Annotated in this window: 12 protein-coding genes and 1 tRNA gene; 5 read left to right on the forward strand and 8 right to left on the reverse strand. The window is 60.5% G+C overall.

The genetic code is table 11. The features are described 5' to 3' along the window. Window positions 1-8 precede the first annotated feature (8 nt). Window positions 9-227, reverse strand: coding sequence for a helix-turn-helix domain-containing protein (locus DW180_RS08570; protein ID WP_035136926.1), 219 nt, complete (start codon window positions 225-227; stop codon window positions 9-11). Between the two features lie 76 nt (window positions 228-303). Between DW180_RS08570 and DW180_RS08575 the strand changes: the two genes are divergently transcribed. Further along, entirely contained in the window at window positions 304-693 is a 390-nt protein-coding gene (locus DW180_RS08575) for a hypothetical protein (RefSeq protein ID WP_118238403.1), read from the forward strand. 9 nt (window positions 694-702) lie between these two features. Here DW180_RS08575 and DW180_RS08580 read toward each other — a convergent pair whose 3' ends face one another. The 6 genes from DW180_RS08580 to DW180_RS08605 all read right to left on the reverse strand — a co-directional run bounded on the left by DW180_RS08580 (window position 703) and on the right by DW180_RS08605 (window position 7,315). Next, window positions 703-1,086, reverse strand: a complete 384-nt coding sequence (locus DW180_RS08580; protein ID WP_117716790.1) for a DUF1648 domain-containing protein — start codon at window positions 1,084-1,086, stop codon at window positions 703-705. A gap of 11 nt (window positions 1,087-1,097) precedes the next feature. Beyond that, window positions 1,098-2,174, reverse strand: a complete 1,077-nt coding sequence (gene ychF, locus DW180_RS08585; protein ID WP_118238404.1) for a redox-regulated ATPase YchF — start codon at window positions 2,172-2,174, stop codon at window positions 1,098-1,100. Between the two features lie 114 nt (window positions 2,175-2,288). Next, window positions 2,289-3,542 carry a 4Fe-4S binding protein gene (locus DW180_RS08590; RefSeq protein ID WP_118238405.1) on the reverse strand — a complete coding sequence of 418 codons (1,254 nt, stop codon included), beginning with the start codon at window positions 3,540-3,542 and terminating at the stop codon, window positions 2,289-2,291. 151 nt (window positions 3,543-3,693) lie between these two features. Further along, on the reverse strand, window positions 3,694-4,761 hold the full coding sequence (locus DW180_RS08595) for a glycerol dehydrogenase (RefSeq protein ID WP_118095117.1): 1,068 nt from the start codon (window positions 4,759-4,761) through the stop codon (window positions 3,694-3,696). Between the two features lie 147 nt (window positions 4,762-4,908). Next, window positions 4,909-6,009 (reverse strand): glycerol dehydrogenase, encoded by a 1,101-nt coding sequence (locus DW180_RS08600; RefSeq protein ID WP_118238406.1) that lies wholly within the window; start codon window positions 6,007-6,009, stop codon window positions 4,909-4,911. A gap of 82 nt (window positions 6,010-6,091) precedes the next feature. Continuing rightward, the gene (locus DW180_RS08605; protein ID WP_117583326.1) at window positions 6,092-7,315 is read right to left on the reverse strand and encodes an iron-containing alcohol dehydrogenase; all 1,224 of its coding nucleotides are present in this window, start codon (window positions 7,313-7,315) and stop codon (window positions 6,092-6,094) included. A 500-nt stretch (window positions 7,316-7,815) separates the two neighbouring features. Here DW180_RS08605 and DW180_RS08610 point away from each other — a divergent pair, with 500 nt between their 5' ends. The 4 genes from DW180_RS08610 to DW180_RS08630 all read left to right on the forward strand — a co-directional run bounded on the left by DW180_RS08610 (window position 7,816) and on the right by DW180_RS08630 (window position 12,336). Continuing rightward, complete coding sequence (locus tag DW180_RS08610) at window positions 7,816-8,892, forward strand: hypothetical protein (RefSeq protein WP_118238407.1); 1,077 nt, start codon at window positions 7,816-7,818, stop codon at window positions 8,890-8,892. Continuing rightward, on the forward strand, window positions 8,892-9,935 hold the full coding sequence (locus DW180_RS08615; protein WP_117805958.1) for a hypothetical protein: 1,044 nt from the start codon (window positions 8,892-8,894) through the stop codon (window positions 9,933-9,935). The genes DW180_RS08610 and DW180_RS08615 overlap by 1 nt, the downstream gene beginning before the upstream one ends. A gap of 45 nt (window positions 9,936-9,980) precedes the next feature. Further along, window positions 9,981-12,158 carry a MurT ligase domain-containing protein gene (locus DW180_RS10535; protein ID WP_233539980.1) on the forward strand — a complete coding sequence of 726 codons (2,178 nt, stop codon included), beginning with the start codon at window positions 9,981-9,983 and terminating at the stop codon, window positions 12,156-12,158. Window positions 12,159-12,259: 101 nt separating this feature from the next. Then, window positions 12,260-12,336, forward strand: a tRNA-Glu gene (locus DW180_RS08630). A gap of 448 nt (window positions 12,337-12,784) precedes the next feature. Here the strand turns inward: DW180_RS08630 and DW180_RS08635 are convergent. Further along, a complete protein-coding gene (locus DW180_RS08635) occupies window positions 12,785-14,872 on the reverse strand; it encodes a glutamine synthetase III (RefSeq protein WP_117757412.1) in 2,088 nt (695 codons plus the stop codon). Window positions 14,873-15,056 lie beyond the last annotated feature (184 nt).

Consider the following 15,056-nt stretch of genomic DNA (forward strand, 5'->3'; position numbering starts at 1 on the left):
GGTATCCCCTATTCGATGCCCTCGAGAAGCTCTGACACCGTCATGCCGAGTGCGGGCGCGATCTTAAATAGAACCTTGAGCGTGAAATTTGCCGTCCCATCTTCGATTCGGTCGAGGTAGGGTCGGCTGATTCCTGTCGCCACACAAAAATCAACCTTGGAGATACCAAGGTCCCTGCGTGTCTCTTCGACCCGCCTGCCAAGAATCTGTTTCGCACGTTCGTCCATGCAGCCGAGTTTGAAATGGAGCCGAACATAAACGTAAACTATAGTTTACGTTTTGCCGAATACACAGGAGTTTTCTATGTCGGGTTCTTCGGTCCGCATGTACCGAGCCACGCTTCGCACAAACAGCGCACCGCCCAAGCTCGTCGTCGTTGAAGCAGAATGCCTTTCGCCCGATGAGCGCACAGCATTTGCATTGCTATCAAGTCGCGTCGTCGCCGTTCTGGTCCCTTGCCCGGAGAAAGGAGAACTTGCTATCCAATGCCAAGCGCACAGCTGCTCGCTCAATCAGGCTGCCGTAATCGCAACCAGCCAACGCGGCCTGCCGCTCCTTTTAGAAGCCGGCATAGCACTCACCCTTCGCGGCGCCGGATACGAAAACGAGGCCGCCGCCGATGTAGTCTTTCAACCACGATCGAGCGGCGGCCTCGCAGCAGCCATTGAATATGCATGCAGGCTCGTTGCCTAAAAGGACAAGCTAGAAACCAAAGCCAAAGCCCGTTCCGGTAATCGCCGAGTACATAAAGTAAACGTTGATCACGTTGAGAAATACACCCGTGATGCAACCGTTGCGCAGGTAGCGCTCGCACACGATGCGTGCCATGGCGGCGGAGTCATCGTTGTTTTTTGCCTGGCGTCCCGCCGTAAAGTACGTCGCCACGCTCAGCAGCAGATTGAGCACCGGCAACGCCAGCAACTCGTAGCTCTTGCCCCAGCGCGTCGCCTCGCCGGCAGCATTAAACTTTGTTGCCACCTCGGGACCAATGTTGGGGATAACACACGCTGCGACCACCAGCGGAATCACCGCAAGTACGAGCAGCGCAATACCCATGTAGCCAGCTTTTTTGCCATATTTAAACATATGCGTCGTCCTTACACGTTAAAGCGGAAGTGCACGACGTCGCCATCGGCCATAACATAGTCCTTGCCCTCAATACGCAGCTTGCCGGCAGCCTTGGCGCCCTGCTCGCCACCAAGCTCGATGTAGTCGTCGTAACCAATGACCTCGGCCTTAATAAAGCCGCGCTCAAAGTCGGTGTGGATGACGCCGGCGGCCTGCGGGGCGGTCGCGCCCTGACGAACCGTCCAGGCCTTGACCTCCATCTCGCCGGCCGTAAAGAACGACTGCAGGCCAAGCAGCTTATAGGCCGCCTGTGCGAGCACGTCCAGGCCGGGCTGCTCCAAGCCCAAGCTCTCCAGGTAGTCGGCGGCGTCCTCTTGATCGAGCTCGGAAAGCTCGGCCTCGATCTTGGCGCAGATGGGCAGCGGCTTAACACCATCGATGGGCGCCAGATCGTCGTTGAGCATATCCTCGTCCACGTTGGCCACATACAGGATGGGCTTCATAGTGAGCAGGAACAGGCCCTTGGCAGCGGCGCGCTCCTCGTCGGTCATCTCCATGGACGCGGCGCGCTTGCCCTCGTTGAGCCAGGCAAGCAGACGCTTGGCGACCTCGAACTTGGGCATGAGCTCCTTGTCGCGCTTGGCCTCCTTCTCGAGCTTGGGCAGCTGCTTCTCGAGCGTGCCCATGTCGGCCAGGATGAGCTCGGTCATGATGGTATCGGCGTCACCGGCGGGATCGACGAACTCGCCCGTGCGGCCCACCTCACGCATGACGTTGGGGTCCTTAAAGTAGCGCACGACCTCGCAGATGGCGTCGGTCTCGCGAATGTTGGCCAGGAACTGGTTGCCCAAGCCCTCGCCCTCGTTGGCGCCCTTCACCAGACCTGCGATGTCGACGAACTCGACCGTCGCCGGCACAATGCGACCCGGGTTGACGATGTCGGCGAGCTTTTGCAGACGGCTATCGGGCACATCGACGATACCCACGTTGGGGTCGATCGTGGCGAACGGGTAGTTGGCGGCAAGGCCGGTCTTTTTGGTAAGCGCGGTGAACAGCGTCGACTTGCCTACGTTGGGCAGGCCCACGATACCGATGGAAAGGGACACGACAGCTCCTTTTGGTACAAGCATTTCAAACTGCATAAGTATAGCGCCGCCGCAGCATCTGGGCTAACCCGGACGCCACGGCGGCACGAATGAAGCAGAGATAGGGGTCGCTGACTAGTCCGCGAGCTTCTCCACCTGGTCGAGCATCTTATCGAGCTTGGCCTTTGCCTCGGCCTTGACCTTCTGGGCTTCTTCGTGAGCCTTCGCCTTCTGGGCGGCCTTTTCCTCGGCTTCGGGATCGACGACGACCAGATTGGACGCGTCATGCTTAACTAACTTGAGCGCATGCTCGGGGCACACCTTGACGCAGGCACCGCAGCCTAGGCAATACGTGGACTCCAGTGCAAAGCGGCCGCTTCCCACCAAATCGCAGGCAAACGTGGGGCACACGTTGACGCACTCGCCACACGACGTGCACTTGTCAAAATCGCATTCCGGCGTGCTCACCTGCATGTTCTGGGCAAGCTCGGGGTGGTTTTGCAACGTCGAGAGTACCAGCTGGCGCCCGTGCGTAAGCGTACGGCGACGTTTTGCCGTCGTGGCGCCGCACATGGTATTGAGCGTGCGCTCCAGCTGGGTAATCTGATGGCGATGGGCTTTGAGCTTCTGCGTCACCGAGGCCAGTGCCGCAGTCGCCGGGTTGAGTTTAGTCACGGTTAGGCCCGTGGTGCGGGCGATCTTTTCCATGTACTCCTTGCGCTCGTACTCGCGGCGCTTATGACATTTGAGGCTCTTGGGGTCGACCTCCAGGCCCATGCCCGTACCGGCCCACTCCTCGGCGGTGGCGATGGCCTCGCCCAGAATATCCTCGCCACCGGTGTTGCGGCACTTATCGCACACGCCCAGTGGCAGGTACACGCTCACGTTGGGATAGTCCGCCAGTACCGAGAACCAGGTCTCGGCCGTAATATCGCCCACGCAGGCGACGACGACCTCGTTTTCGCGCGGCATGCGCTTAAGGGCGCGCGTGCAGGTGACGTAGGCGGTCTCGTGGCTCGTAGCAGCAGAGACGATGTCGTCATACAGGTTTTTGGGCGCCAAGCGCGGCGAGATGATCGCCTCGGTCGGACAGGCAGCGGCGCACAGGCCGCACTTGCGACAGGAGTCGAGGATCTCGATGGCGTCTTCCTCGACCTCGATAGCGTTGACCGGGCACACGTCCATGCACGCGGTGCAGCCGCTCTTTTCGTTTTTGCAGGTCAGACACGGAATGGTGTTGCCACGCGGACGCTCCTTGTAGTCGGCAGGATTCCACTGCGGCGCCGACGGATCGAGCGCATCGGTCACGCCGCCAAGCGGGTTTTTAAGAAAGTCGAAACCCTTGCTGATCTCGATAATGTCATCAAATAGATCGTGTTCCTGCGCCATGCGCGGCCCCTCCCTGAGCAGTGCAAACAAGCAAGAGATAATGATACGCTATCGGCCCGTGCCTCGGGCAAATTACACGCGGAGCACCTTTGCGGCAAATAGCCTATGGCCTATCGCCGCCCCGATTGCACAAGGTCGATCAAGCGCCAAACTATGCCTCGCGCATGAGCTCGACGAGCTTTTGCTTGGTCACCTTGGCCTGCTCGTTGGCCATATTGCGTTCGTTTCTAAAGGCCGCATCCGCAACGCTCATCAGGTCGGCATCGGAAATCTCGCCAAGGCCCAGCTCCTCGAGCGTCGTCGGCAGACCGACGCGCTGACAAAACTCGAGCACCTGTTCAAGCTCGGGCGCACGCTCCAGACGAAGCTGGACCACCAGACCAAACGCCACGGCCTCGCCGTGCATGGCCTTGCACTCGGGCAGAATCGTCAGACCGTTGGCGATGGCATGCGCCAACGCCAAGCCACCGCTCTCAAAGCCAACGCCCGAAAGCAGGATGTTGCACTCGATCAGGCGCTCAACCGCCGGCGATGTACGCCCCTTTTTGAGATCGCGCTTGGCAGCGACGCCGCATTCCATAAGCGTATCGTAGCAGGCACGTGCCGCGACCAGTGCCAAGTGCCCCGGCGCGCCACCGTGCTCGTTCGCGCCGTGCGCCGCGGCGCACGAACGCGCCTCAAAGTACGTTGCCAGCGCGTCGCCCATACCGGCGACCGTCATGCGCAGCGGGGCCGCCGCGACCACGTTGGTATCGACCACGACCAGGTCCGGATTCTTCTCGAGCATCAGATAGCGATCGAACGACCCATCCTCGTGATACAGCACCGAAATCGCGCTGCACGGACCGTCCATCGAAGCCGCCGTGGGGCATACACACAACGGCAGCTCAGCATAAAACGCAACGGCCTTTGCGATATCGAGCATCTTGCCGCCGCCAATGCCCACCACCATGTCGCAATACTCGGCCTGGGCTTCCTTGGCCATTTCGACAACGGCATCTTCCGTACACGGACCGTTGTAAATCTTAAAGAACGGCTCGCTTAGATCTTCATCCAGAAATCCATCGACGATTTGCCTGCACAGCCGATCCTCGGTGCCCTGGTCAAACAAGACATAGGCAGCGCAGCCCAACCATGACAAATACCTGCCCTGACGCGAAAGTTCGCCCGGCCCCTGAACATACCGGCCGGGACCGCCGTAAACCATAGGAAGCGCCATACGAGAATCCGCCCTTCATCAAACAACGATTGGTGCAAAGTAACCTGACCCCTTTGCACCAACTTGGTGCGATGGGGTCAGGTTAGTTTGCACCATAGCAAAAAGGGGCAAAGCCGTCTGCTGGCTTTGCCCCTTCCTTAGCTTGATTTACTCATCCATGAGATAGTAGTGTCCCAGCGCGTCGGCACCCAGGATGGCGTTTGCGACCATCTCGGGCGTCACCTCAAATGGCATATTGCACATGGTGTCATCGGGCGCGCAGGCGGCCTCGGCAACAATCATGGCCTGCTCGCGCGTAAGCTCGGCAACGCCAAGTTCCTTCATCGTGACCGGCAGGCCCAGCTCAATGCAGAAGCCCAAGACTTCCTCGAGTTTCTCAGTCGGAGCATCCTCGAGTACCAGCTGAACGATGGTGCCAAAGGCGACCTTCTCGCCGTGATACATGCCGTGGCACTCGGGCAGCATCGTCAGGCCATTGTGGATGGCATGAGCAGCAGCAAGGCCCGAGCTCTCAAAGCCAATGCCCGAAAGCAGCGTGTTGGCCTCGATGATATGCTCGACGGCAGGCGTGAGCGCACCCTTCTCCAGCGCGACCTTGGCCTTGACGCCATCGGCCATAAGCGTCTCGTAGCAGAGCTTGGCGAGCGCCAGGCCGGCCATGCCGCCCTTACCGCCGGCGCAAGTGCCACCGTCGGCATCATGCGTCGCCTGGGCCTCAAAGTAGGTTGCGAGCGCATCGCCCATACCGGAAACCGTCAGGCGCACCGGGCTCGCCGCGATAACCGTCGTATCCATCAGGACAATGTTGGGGTTTGCCTTAAGGAACAGGTACTTATCGAACTGGCCATCGTCGGTGTAGAGCACCGAAAGCGCCGAACACGGGGCATCGGTCGAGGCGATGGTGGGGCAAATGATAACCGGGGACTCCAGGTAATAGGCGACGGCCTTCGCGGTGTCGAGGATCTTGCCGCCACCGATGCCGACGATGATGTCGCAACCGTTGTCGCGAGCGAGCGCAACCAGGCGATCGACCTCGCCCTTGGAGCACTCACCGTTAAAGTCCTCAAATAGCAGCTCGGCCTTAGCCTCGGCAAAGCCGCCCTCGATCTTGGCACCGACGCGCTTCTTGCCCGAAGGCGTCACGATGACGAGGGCCTTAGCGCCAAGCGGCTCAACATAGGAGCCGAGCTTGGCCAGCTCGTCCGGGCCCTGGATGTACTTGCTGGGGCTATTGAAAATTGCAGCCATAACTATCCCATTCTCTAAAAGAAAAAGAAAGGGGCTCCGTACGGATACGTGCGGAGCCCCTCGTTACGATAACAAGAGTCGATTAGAAATCGATGTCGGTGTCGTAGTAGCAGGCCTTGAGGATCTTCTCGAAGTCGGCAGCCTTGGTCTCACGCGGGTTCTCGGGCGTGCAGGCGTCGGTCTCGGCGTTCGCAGCGATCTCGGGCAGCTTGGCGAGGAACTCCTCCTCGGAAACCATCTGCGGGTTCTCGGCGTCGACCTTCACGCCACCATTCGCGTAATCCTTGATGGACTGCGGAATGTTGAGCTGGTCATTGAGGTCGCGAATCTTCTGGACGAGCGCAGCGATGAGCTCCTCGTTGGTCTCGCCGGGAAGGTGCAGGATCTCCTTGGCCACGTAAGCGTAACGCTCAGCAGCACGCGGGTCCTTAGAGTTCCACTGGATAACCTTGCCCAGGTACATGGCGTTAGCGGCACCGTGGATGATGTGGCCGTTCTCGAAGGCAGCACCGGTCTTGTGAGCCATGGAGTGAACGATGCCGAGCAGGCCCGAGGAGAAGGCGATACCGGCGATGCACTGGGCCTCGTGCATGTGCTGACGGGCCTCATGGTCGCCAGCATAGGACTTGGGCAGCCACTCGACGATCTCGCGGATGCCGTGCAGGGCGTTGGCGTCGGTGAACATAGAGGCGCAGGTGGAAACGTAGGCCTCCATGCAGTGGGTCAGAGCATCCATGCCGGTGTGAGCGCAAAGCTTAGCAGGCATGGTGTAGGTGAGCTCGGGGTCGACGATGGCGACATCAGGGGTGATGTTGAAGTCGGCCAGCGGGTACTTGATGCCCTTGGCGTAGTCGGTAATGACGGAGAACGCGGTGACCTCGGTAGCGGTACCGGAGGTAGAGGAGATGGCGCAGAAATGAGCCTTCTGACGCAGCTCGGGGAAGCTGAACGGCTGGATGATGTTGTCGAAGGACTCCTCGGGATACTCGTAGAAGACCCACATGGCCTTAGCGGCATCGATGGGCGAGCCGCCGCCGATGGCGATAATCCAGTCGGGCTCGAACTCGCGCATGGCCTCGGCGCCCTTCATGACCGTCTCGATGGACGGATCGGACTCGACGCCCTCGAACAGCTTGACCTCGAAACCGCCTTCCTTAAGGTCGGCCTCGACGTCCTGCAGGAACCCGCCGCGGCGCATAGAGCTGCCGCCAGAAACGATGATGGCCTTCTTGCCCTTGAGGTTCTTCACCTCATGACGAGCGCCCTCACCAAAGTACAGATCGCGAGGATTGGTAAAACGTCCCATACTGTGCCTCCTAAACAAGCCCCTCTTAGACTTGCGTATATAACGGAGCACCCGATTGGCTCCGTTAGGACCATTTTGCGCGTTGCCGGCGATGACAATGCACGATGTCTAAACGTCTCAACGCTCAGACAAACACTATTTTACCGTTCTGGTTGGTCAGTTATTCACCTAAAGCCGACAATGATGAAACGTTTTTTCTATCCCTGAAGACCCCTGTGGGGCATTCATACTCCCAAGCTGGGCAAACGTTTTATCAAGGTTGACCACATATCCCGGGCAGGACTGTGCCCCTCCAAAATGTGCCCCGTTCGCCGCCAAAAATCGACCGTTTGCGGCACCGTGATACCACTCGGTCGTCCAAGGTGCCGACATTTGTGCGACATCCGTCTTCGTGGTGCAAAGGTGCATGTCCAAGTGCGGCACCCCCGATGTGGCTCATGCGGGTAAACTAGAACTTTATATAGAGACATTTGAACCCTAACCGCAGCAAAGGAGGCCCCATGGCATTCGATCCCATACAAGAGGATTGCCATCGCCTCGTTCTTGAGGCCTTGCGCCGCGACAATATTCCACTCACCGACGGCCCCGCCGTAGAGCGTCTGATGGAACAATTCACCCGTAACCCCGCGCCGCTCATCGTGCACGACCGCGACCGAGCTGGGCATCTGATCGCCAAGGTCGTCGAGGCCGTCGATTACCGCATCCCCTTTATCCCCGACGACGTCCAAGCAGAGCAAGAAGAAGCCGCGGCCGAGAACATGCTCCGCGAGGCAGCCGCACTCGATCCGGCCAACTGGGATGCCCAGCGCATGCTGACGGCGCTCACCGCCGAATCCAACGAGGAATACGTGCAGTATCTGGTGTCCAAGTGCGACGAGGTGGAGCACGATCTGGCGCTCAAGATCGCCTCGGCGCAGGACCCCTACGAGCGCGAGGCCGCAGGCGACCTTACGTGCCGCCCCTATCTGCGCTGGCTTGCCGCCTTGGCATCGCGCGCCCTCATTAGCGGCCGCTATCGCATGTCGCTCGAAGCCGCAAACCGCAGCCTCGACTTTGCCCCCAACGATCCGGCCGGCGTCCGCCACACCGCGATGCTCGCCATGGCAAAGCTCGAATACCCCGCCGAGGAGCTCAAAAGATTTCGCTCCGCCCACTCCGTACCCTATCTCGCGAATACCCCGCTGCGCCGCCGCCCCAAAGATGCGGAGCGCGACTTGGACCCGTGGACGCTCATCGCACTGATGAGCGCAGCCTGGCGCGAGCTGGACTACGAGGGCGCCGAGCACTACCTGCGTATCCTTGCGCGCTCGTGTCCGCACGCGGCCGAGGCGCTCTACTTCCAAACCGAGTTTCCCGATGGCGTCTATGCCCGCGTCAACGTGGGTGCAGGCTCCACCGACGAGCTCGTCCTTGCACTGTCCGAGGCGACGCCGGTACTGCAGGAGGGCCTGGGCGCTCCCGACAACGCCAGCTTTGCCGCCTGGGTCGCCACCAACGACATCGTGCGTTCCCAGATCGACGAGCGCATCCTGCGCGCAGCCGAGCAGGGGCTTCCATTTAAGGGAGGAGACCTCTAATGGATCCGAGCGTCTACATCCCCGCCTACCTGGAGCGCACCTATCTGGCGTCGCACCCCGAGCTCACCGATGCAGCACGCGAGCTTGTCCATAACGACATGAGCGCGAATCCCCAAAAGTATGCGCAGTCCGAGCATGCCCAGGCGCTGCTGTCCTATGCCGGTGTTCATCGCCACCTGCTCGACGAGCTCCATCGCATCGAGGACATGGGCAGCGACGAGGAGTTCGAGCAGACGCGCAATCGCCTGTTCGACGACATGCGCGATGAGCTGCTCAAGATTGTCCGCGTCGATGCACTGGCCGTCGACGCGCAGCTGCTCGCCATCATCCTGGCCGACACGCCCGTTGACGCCTGCCTGGGCGACCTGATGAAGCTCGAGGTGACCACGGCCGATTACCTGCGGCAAAGCGTGCCCGGGTTCGATATGGAGGCCCCACACTACTGGGCCAACAAGGTTTTGACGGACGGCGTGACAGCGGCAGATCTCACCGTGAACGAGCCGGCTCTTATCGGGTGGCTCCACACGCTCGAGGCTATCTCGCAGCTGTGCATGGCGAGCGCTCGCTACCGTGCTGCCGCCGACTACGCCCGCCGCGTCCTTAAGGCAGAAGGCTATCCCACCCGAGCCGCAGGCACCGTGCTGCTCGCCCTCGCTCGCTTGGAAGATCAGGACGGCTTTTTTGCCCTAGCCCACCAGCTCGAGGAACAGATGGGGGCAGACGCACTCGAAAACTCTCCTTGGTACCTGCTCGCCCGCACGATTCTGCTGTTCAAAACAAACAAGATGCGTCCAGCGGTGCGTGCACTACGTGAGTTCGCCAACCGCTGCGAGGGCGGCGCGTTCTTCTTGCTGAATCCCATGTACCAGACACCGTACCTTCCCTGCCGGCCCGAGCCACGCGATCCCTGGGATCTTTCGCACCAGGCCGTTTGGGAAGCGGACGGCATTATCTCGGACACTCCCGACTTTGCCCCCTGGGCCAATGCCTGCGAAGACGTGTCGCAGCTTGCCCAGGAATTTGCGCGCCGCTATGGATTTTAGTGACGCACTCGACCCGACCATGTCGTTTACGTTAGGAACGGTTTCATGAACCTCCGCTCATCTCTTGCCTGCACCTCGAGCGATATCGCTCGCTGGGGACTGCGCTCCGTCCTCAAGCGCCAGGGTGGCGTACTCCCCGGCCGCATCGCCATGAAGATCGACCCCGAGCTGCTAAGCGACCTCGCGAGCCTGGTCGATCGCAGCGTGGTGATCACCGGCACCAACGGTAAGACCACCACCTCCAACCTCATCGCCGACGCCGTTGCTGCCAGCGGTGCTACCGTGGTGTGCAACCGTGCCGGCAACAATATGGAGCCTGGTGTGGTGGGTGCCCTGCTCGAGGCCCGCGGCGGCCTTAAGCACACTGACAGCGGCAAGCGCGTGGGTGTTTTTGAATGCGATGAGCTCTACACCGTGCGCGTCCTGCCCAAGCTCAAGCCGACGTACTTCGTGCTGCTCAACCTGTTCCGTGACCAGCTAGATCGCTATGGCGAGATCGATCACACCCAGGAGGTCATCGCCCACGCGTTGGAGCTTTCGCCGGCAACGACGCTCATCTACAACGCCGACGACCCGCTGTGCGCCTCGATTGCCGCGCGCGTTCCCAACGCGAGTATTGCCTTTGGCATCGATGGCGCCACGGGCACCGAGTCCGACCGCATTAGCGACTCGCGCTTTTGCTCGCAGTGCAACGCCCCGTTGGAGTACGACTACGTACAGTATGGTCAACTCGGCGCCTACCATTGCCCCTCGTGCGGCTGGGCCCGCCCTGCGCTTGTCCGTCGCGTGACGGGCGTGGAACTCGGCTGCGACGGCTACGGCTTTGACCTTGTCTTTGGACCCGATACCGACGCACCCGCAACGCACATCGCCACGCGCTACAACGGTCTGTACATGGTCTATAACGTTGCCGCCGCCTTCTTTGCCACACACGAGTTGGGCGTGAACACGGCGCTTCTACAGCCTACGCTCGATGCCTATGTGCCTGCCGGCGGTCGTATGGGGCGCTGGGATATCGCCGGCCGCACCGTCAAGGCCAACCTGGCCAAGAATCCCGTAGGCTTCGATCGACAAATCCAGTCCATCAAGACGGCAGGCGGCAGACTCTGCGCTTTCTTCCTCAATGACAACGACGCCGACGGCCACGATGTCTCATGGATCTACGACGTCGACTTCGAGCGCATCGCCGATACCCCAGGGCTTGTCGCCTTTGTCGGAGGTACGCGCGCGCACGATATGCAGGTACGCCTGAAGTACGCCGGCATCGACGCCGCCATCATCTCGGATATCGAGCAGGCGATCGGCGCCGTGGCAGACGAGGCCGCCAATGACACCTTCTACGCCGTCGCCAACTACACGGCCTTCCCGCCGCTGGTCAAGGAGCTCGACGGACTGAAGGGCGCCACTTCCGACGCTGTTGCCGGGCGCGCCGTAGCCCGTGCCGACGGCAGCGCTCTTCCTGTCGGCATCGCACCAGTCGAGCTTTCGCGCCCGCTGCGCATCGTCTACCTGTATCCCGATGCCCTTAACCTCTACGGCGACGGCGGCAATGTTATCGCGCTCGAGCGCCGTTGCGCCTGGCGTGGCATTCCCGCGCGTGTAGACGAGGTCCGTATGGGCGAGGTGCTCGACCTGACGGACGCCGACATCGTCATGATGGGCGGCGGCTCCGACCGCGACCAGCTAGCCGTGGCACACGAACTGCTCGCCCAAAAAGACAAGGTCGCGGCCTATGTTGAGGATGGCGGCTCGCTGCTTGCCATCTGTGGCAGCTATCAGCTGCTCGGCCGTTCGTACTATATGGGCGAGGATCGCATCGAGGGTCTGGGGGTCATTGCCGCCGAAACCGTACGCGGCTCCGACCGCCTGATCGGCAACGTAGCCGTCGAAACCAATCTGGCACCCGAGCCCTTTGTGGGATTCGAGAACCACGGCGGCCGCACCCTGCTCGATACAGCGGCCACGCCGCTCGGAACATCCGTCGTCACGGGCACCGGCAACAACGGCGACGATGGCTTTGAGGGCCTCATCTACAAGGGAGTCATCGGCACGTACTTACACGGGCCGGCACTGCCCAAGAACCCCGAACTCGCCGACTGGCTGATCGCGCACGCCCTCGAGCGCCGCGGCGATGCGCAGGCCACAGCCCTGCTGCCGCTCAAACCCCTCGACGACACCTACGAGTACGCCGCCCACGACGCCGCCATGAAGCTCCTCCCCTAACGCCCCAACCACCAAAAAGGGGACAGGCACCTTTGTGGTGGTTTTTCAGTTTGCCAACGATATGTGAACGGCTAAAAAAGTCTGCTATACTCTTTCCCGCTGTCCCCATCGTCTAGCGGCCAAGGACGCCACCCTTTCAAGGTGGATATCGCGGGTTCGAATCCCGCTGGGGGCACCACTGAATCTGAGAAGCCCGTTGCCCTCGCGGCGGCGGGCTTTTTGCTACCCATGCGCCGGGATTCGAACCCCGAAGGCATAAAATCACACTGTCATCCAAGGGCCCGTGGACAAAAAATAGCAAATATGAGTACTGTTACCAATTTAGTAACAGCGATTTCATGCCATCAGAAGGCGATTTGGACACAAGGCGTCCTACGGCGGAGGAATTGCAGGCGTTTATCAGCTAAGTACTTGGACATATGTTGCGTAACACTGCATATTTTGCAAAAAGATAATGCTACAGGGCTTGTGACAGTACTCATATTTGACGTTTTTTGCCCACGGCCCCTTATTGCGTGGGCGAATCAGTTGCAAAGCGGGATCCAAAGCGTCCTTCGCAAACAAAAAGCCGGGGCCCACGCGATGCGGACCCCGGCTCAATACCGTGACGATATGTCGGTTACGTTCTACACGTAGAACAGAATGTCGTCGTAGGTCGGGACCGGCCAGTAGTCGGCGGCCACGATCTCCTCCATGGCGTCCACGGCAGCACGCAGCGTATCCATAGCGGGAACGACCTCGTGCGCGTACACGTTGGCCTGCTCCTGGCCATCGAGAGCCTCGGCCTTCTGATGCACGGCGTCGAGCGCCTTGATGGAGTCGTTGATGGCGGTGATACCGTTGCAGAGCTTGTTGAGCGTGTTCTGCTCGCACTGCATGGCAGCCTCAGCACCGGCGGCACGAATAGTCTCAAGGCCCTTAGCGACCTTGGTGGCATAGGCGGTAATGACCGGGCGATAGGTACGACGCGCCTCGCGAACCATCGTGGTGGCCTCGATGTTCATGAGCTTGTTGTACTTCTCGAGCTTGCAGTCATAGCGGCACTGGGCCTCGGCCTTGGTCAGGACGCCCGTCTCCTCAAAGAGCGCAATGGCCTTATCGGAAACAAAGGCGGGAAGAGCGTCGGCCGTGGTCTTGTTGTTGGCAAGGCCGCGCTTCTCGGCCTCGATGGGCCACTCGTCGGAGTAACCGTCGCCGGAGAACAGGATGCGCTGGTGATCGGTCAGCACCTTCTTGCAGTACTCGAGCGCGGCGTCCTGGAACTTATCCTCGGGCGTACCCTCGAGTGCGTCGGCGAAGGACTTGAGCGACTTGGCCACGGCGGCATCGAGCACCAGGTTGGAGTCGGAGACGTTCTGCTCGGAGCCGCAGGCACGGAACTCGAACTTGTTGCCGGTGAAGGCGAACGGGGAGGTGCGGTTGCGGTCGGTGTTGTCCTGCATCAGTTTGGGCAGGGTATCGGCGCCCAAGTCGAGCACGCCGCGCGTGGCATGGACGGAAGCCTTGCCATCGATGATCTTCTCGACAACCTCAGTGAGCTGGTCGCCCAGGAAGATGGACATAATCGCCGGAGGAGCCTCGTTGGCGCCCAGACGATGATCGTTGCCCGCCGAGGCAACGGAGGCACGCAGGAGCTCCTGGTAGTTATCGACGGCCTCGATCACCGCGGTGAGGAAGACGATGAACTGCAGGTTGTCGAGCGGGGTGTCGCCCGGGTCGAGCAGGTTCTCGGACTCGGTGCCAAGCGACCAGTTATTGTGCTTGCCCGAACCGTTGATGCCCTCGAAGGGCTTCTCGTGCAGCAGGCAGACCAAGTCGTGGCGGGAGGCGATGAGCTTCATCTTCTCCATCATGACCAGATTCTGGTCGATGGCCTCGTTGACCTCGCCGTAGACAGGGGCGAGCTCATGCTGGCAGGGAGCGACCTCGTTGTGCTTGGTCTTGGCAGGAATGCCAAGCGCCCACAGTTCATCGTCCAGGTCCTTCATATAGGACGAGACGGTGGGGCGGATAGCGCCAAAGTAGTGCTCCTCGAGCTCCTGGCCCTTGCAGGGAGCAGCGCCAAAGAGGGTGCGACCGGTGATGACCAGGTCCCTGCGCTTGCGGTAAGCGTCCTTCTTGATCAGGAAGTACTCCTGCTCATCGCCCACGGAAGGAACGACCTTCTTGGGGGTCTTACCAAACAGCGCCAAAACGCGCTTGGACTCACGCGAGAGCGCGGTCATGGAACGCAGCAGCGGGGTCTTCTTGTCCAGGGCCTCGCCCGTGTAGGAGCAGAAAGCTGTGGGGATGCACAGGACATCGTCCTTGATAAAGGCGGGGCTGGTGGGATCCCAAGCGGTGTAGCCACGGGCCTCGAAGGTGGCACGCAGGCCGCCGTTGGGGAAGCTGGAGGCGTCCGGCTCGCCCTGGATGAGGTTCTTGCCCGTAAACTTGGTAATGGCGGTGCCGTCGTGGTTGGGCTCGAGGAAGCTATCGTGCTTCTCGGAAGTAATGCCCGAAAGCGGCTGGAACCAGTGCGCGTAGTGCGTAGCACCCTTGGAGATGGCCCAAACCTTCATGGCGTGAGCGACGGCGTTGGCCACATCCAGGTCGAGCGGCTCACCCTCCTCGAGGGTTGCGGCAAGGCGCTTCCAAATGTCCTTGGGGAGGTAGTCCTTCATGACTTCCTCAGAGAACACCATGGTCCCGAAGCGGTCAGTAAGATCGGCCATACGGAACTCCCTTCGTATCGGCACCGCGTGAGAAGCGGTGTTGATTACTAACGAACGAGTCATAGCTTAGGCTCGCCGTGTTTCCGCGACATTACCGTTGTGTTGCTGTCGCGAAACCAATCAATGAGGTTACCGCATCGCGGCAGTATTGCCACCCTTAACAGCCAATGAACTGTATAAATTG

The organism is Collinsella sp. AM16-21 (genome assembly GCF_003471905.1).
Classification (GTDB): Bacteria; Actinomycetota; Coriobacteriia; order Coriobacteriales; family Coriobacteriaceae; genus Collinsella.